Annotated in this window: 4 protein-coding genes; all 4 read right to left on the reverse strand. The window is 33.2% G+C overall.

The window, feature by feature from the left end:
• Positions 1–209: 209 nt before the first annotated feature.
• Entirely contained in the window at positions 210–1,271 is a 1,062-nt protein-coding gene (locus ACE1ET_RS20205) for a DNA polymerase beta superfamily protein (RefSeq protein ID WP_375730239.1), read from the reverse strand.
• Positions 1,272–1,274: 3 nt separating this feature from the next.
• Positions 1,275–2,033: a nucleotidyltransferase domain-containing protein gene (locus tag ACE1ET_RS20210; RefSeq protein ID WP_375730240.1), complete on the reverse strand. Its 759-nt coding sequence runs from the start codon at positions 2,031–2,033 to the stop codon at positions 1,275–1,277.
• Between the two features lie 683 nt (positions 2,034–2,716).
• Positions 2,717–3,331: a T9SS type A sorting domain-containing protein gene (locus ACE1ET_RS20215; RefSeq protein WP_375730241.1), complete on the reverse strand. Its 615-nt coding sequence runs from the start codon at positions 3,329–3,331 to the stop codon at positions 2,717–2,719.
• Positions 3,332–3,610: 279 nt separating this feature from the next.
• On the reverse strand, positions 3,611–4,039 hold the full coding sequence (locus ACE1ET_RS20220) for a hypothetical protein (RefSeq protein ID WP_375730242.1): 429 nt from the start codon (positions 4,037–4,039) through the stop codon (positions 3,611–3,613).
• Positions 4,040–4,195 lie beyond the last annotated feature (156 nt).

The following is a 4,195-nucleotide window of genomic DNA, read 5'->3' on the forward strand; positions in this document are numbered from 1 at the left end:
CATTTGTACAAATAGCGAAGTAGAGTAATATTGGTATTATAAAAATTCGTTTCATTTTTTTAAACTTGGGCACAACGGATGGCGGTATGAAATCGTTGGGGATTGCGGGCTACCTTCCTGTCCAGTTACACTGAACTTGATGCGTGGCAGAATGCCTAAATAAGCACCTAAACCCCAATGTTTTATACCGCGTGTTGGCATTTCGTTGTTTATTCTTTGTCTTTATAAAATTTATCTCTCAATCTGTATGTCAAGTCATTTATTAATTCCAAATCAGGCGTTTCGGGCAGAGAGGATTGCTCAAATGCAGATTCCATTTCTGTTTGTTTTAAATCAGCCATTTTTAGTAATTCCTCATATTCAAATTTTCCAGTTTTAATATCAAGAAGGAAATCACGATTTGGTCTTTTTACATTGACTTTTTTCTCTTTTCCGATTTCTATTGCCATTTCTAAAAGTCGAAATACATGCATCATGTTCTTTGAATCATAATTTTTGCCATGACTTTTAGTGTTTTCATATCTATCGTCGTTTCTCTTATCCACCCAATCCCAGTATTCTCGATATTCTTTGCAATAAGTCGAATATCCGTTTCTGTTGAAATACATGAGAGCTTCTTGTTTTGTGTCTTTTGGAATTGAACTTAAACAGATATCATTAGAGTCTTTCCCTCTTAACACTCCACTAAATCCTAATTTGTCAGAATAGTATAATCCATAAACATCTTTCATGTGCTGAATATTTACTAATCCACAGTTTTCTTGGCACCAACCTTTAATTTCTAAGAATTTTAAAAGTGGTATTGCTCCCTGGTCGTAATTCACAAAACAGAATGACAAAACACTCTTTCTCTCTTTTGCTACAGGATTTACAATTTTCTTTTTAAGTCCTTTTGCTTTTTTGATTTGAGACAATGCAAATTTTCCAAACGTGTTATTGCAAAGTTTCGATAAAATCAATTCGGATTTTATTTCATTTAAAAATGGATGCTTGTAAATTATCGCTGATTCAGGGGTATTAAGTAATTCAAGGATATTTGGATTATTTAATGATAACAATTCCATAAACCGCCCAAACTCATAAAAAACTATATCGTTTGTTTCATTATTTACCTGAGGAGTATAGGTTAAACCATAAAATTCTTCTTTCGGTAATATGAAAACACCTTTAATGTCCGTATCGGAAGTAGGTGTATCTAATCCGTATGCTTTACTGCCACTTATACACTCCAGTATTATTAATCCTTTATTTCTTAAATCCTCAATTGTCATTAATTACCCTAATATTTTTCTAAAGAACTTATTTAATTCATCCATTTGCCCTTTTGAAGCAGGCAAACTCTTTGATTCGTTATCAGCTCTTTCTATACAACTCTGCATGAATTTAATTAAATCTAGTTCTCCACTATGCAAGTATGTTTCGCTAATTGTCGATTTAATTTCAATAAGTTCGTCAATCCTGTTTATTAAATTCTGTGGCAAATCTAATCCGTTTACCATTTTTCTAAATTCAATCGGTGGAATTTCTTCTTTTTCAAGAATCCACAGGCAAGCTACTGATGCACGGAGAGCATAAAAGAATCTTTTCAATTTGTAGTCATTTGAGCTTAATACTTCTTCTAAAGCCTTTTTCGCCATACTCAAATAATGATGAATTGTGGCAATTCTTGAATAAGTCTTATGTGCAACCGAATTTATTCCTGTCAGGAATTCATTATCAGCTTTGTAAATAATCGGTGATTGGATTCTTTCGAGCAAAGGAGGATTCGATTTCCAAAGCAATCGCAGACTTTTTCTTAAATCCCATCCGCTAATATCAATTTCGTTATTTTCTAAGAAATATTCGATTGTGTCTTTTTCTTCGGTCAAGCTTAAATACCAATCTTTGTCGTGTTTGTATATTACACGAACATCAAAATCACTGTCAGGCGATGGAAATCCCCACGCTCTCGAACCTGTCTCACAAGCAAGAAGTATTTCAATCCCTTTTTCCTTCTCTAAATCAGATAAATATTTCTTAATCTTTTCTTCCATCAATCATGTTTAATTTTGTGCAGGATGTTTCTTACAATGAATGCCAACGTTCCCGCGGTATGCTGTCGTGGCAGTTTCTTTCCGACGGGAAAGGAACTGTCAGGACAAAAGAGACAGCCCGCGAATGTTGTAATATTTTATTTAAAAAGACTGCCATGCAGTATGACCGCGTGTTGTATGTAGTACCTTCTTTTGTTCTCTCACTGGTGCTATTTAAATTGATGCTTCACAAATTAAACACTTCAGCAAATCAAATGAGATTCAGCCACCCACGACCGGATAATGTAAATCAAAACTTTACGATATTGCATCAACCCTAAACGATATTGCGTCAAAATACGAAACTTTAAAGTTGTGTAGACTGAAACTCCACCCGACACCTGGTTAAAATCAATCGTTGATCCTGTTTAAAAATGAACGCTTCTTGCTTCAGCTTAAAGAGGGTGGAGGTCAGTTCATAAGATCTCAAACTACTAATCCCGGTATTACATACAACGGATGGGTATATGAAATGTAAGGAACTTTGAAACAATATCGTGTCAATTTGCTAAATAGCCAAATCTGCGATTTGGCAACTGAAAAATCAACTCGTCAAATCGCAGATTTGGCGGTGTTGATTAAATGAACCAAAGTTCCGTAACTCACTAACCTCCTTATATTTTATATACCGTGTTGTGTGCTGCCTACTCTTTCAGTATTTTTTGAACACCTATCATTCGGTATTGATAATCATATACTTCAAGAAAATAAACTCCACTATTCAATCCTTTCAAATCAATTCTGTTACTATTTCTTTGAATCAACTTAACTTGACCATTTACGTTAATCAGCTTTATAAATGAAAAATCAACATTTAAGTCAATCGTCAAAAATTCCTTTACTGGATTTGGATAAATTAATAAATCTGTTTGATTAATATTATCAATTGCTAAATATAAGGAGGAAAATTTTATTGAATCGCAGTTTAAGGTTCCATTCGTTATACTAACTCTAAAGGTTCCGAAATCAGGTACTTGAGTTAATGATGTTTGAAGGTCTTGTGTTGTGTTTTTATTCATTTCAAAAAGTCCATTTTTTATTTCTTGCCTTGCAAGAGTATCAAATGGGGATTTACTACTTATTAAATAAATATCGAGGTAAACACTATTATCACAAGTGTTAGAAAGAGTTAGACTTAATGTATCTTGTGATTTAATCCAAAAATCCTCTATTTGATAACAATCACAGCCACCGTCTTGAGTTAAAGAAATATTAACCAGCGTAATGTTTAGAATTAAAGCAAAAATAAAAGGTTTCATATTATCAGTATTTTTAGGTTTAAGATATTATGAGAACAAGAATAACTTAAGATAGTTGACTAATAACCTAAAAAATTACGGTTTGGGTTACTGATTATGGTTGCACACAACGTTCCTGTGTATGATGTCGGCGGCGATTGGCTTTCACAAGGTGAAAGAGCAATCAAGCCGACAAAGACTTTGGGTGAAATTTAAACTGCATAAATTTAGCCGCTGCATTATACACTGTGTTGTGTGCTGGCATTATTTTTTCATTTAGTATCTACAATTTCAATAGGATCACTTTTTCTCCTTTGGATATGTTATTTCCCAAGTCCAATTAACCAAATCATCGTATGTAAAATCATAACGATATAAAATTAGATAATTATTAGCTGTAGAATCTAATGGTGTATTTTCAAACAACTCAGCATCAAATATATAAATCGTCATTGAGTCGGCTTTATCAAAAATATTTTCCCAAGTATATGGCACCTGAATAACCTTTTTTTCAAAAGGTTCATATTTATATTTTTCAGGACTTGCAGTCAGATCATGTACACAATAAACATAAGTTGTATCATTATGGTATTCGCACAATCTAACATATATTGGCTGATCAGAATTATTTATAAAAACCAGTCTCTCATCTGTATAAGTCCTGCAACTTGGCAAAATAAAAGCTATTAAAAACAGAAATACAATAAGTTTTGTATACTTAATTTTCATAACCATTGTTTTGCTGTTTTACTTCAAACAAATTGAGACATTTTTCTTTTAAAAGATGCAATATTTTTATGCTTGCACACAACGGTCCCGCGGTATGGTGTCGTGGCAGTTTCTTTCACCCGTGAAAGGAACTGTCAGGACGAAAAGAGCAGGCTG

It is taken from the genome of Quyinboa mangrovi (assembly GCF_042219825.1).
Lineage (GTDB): Bacteria > Bacteroidota > Bacteroidia > Bacteroidales > UBA5342 > JBHJHP01.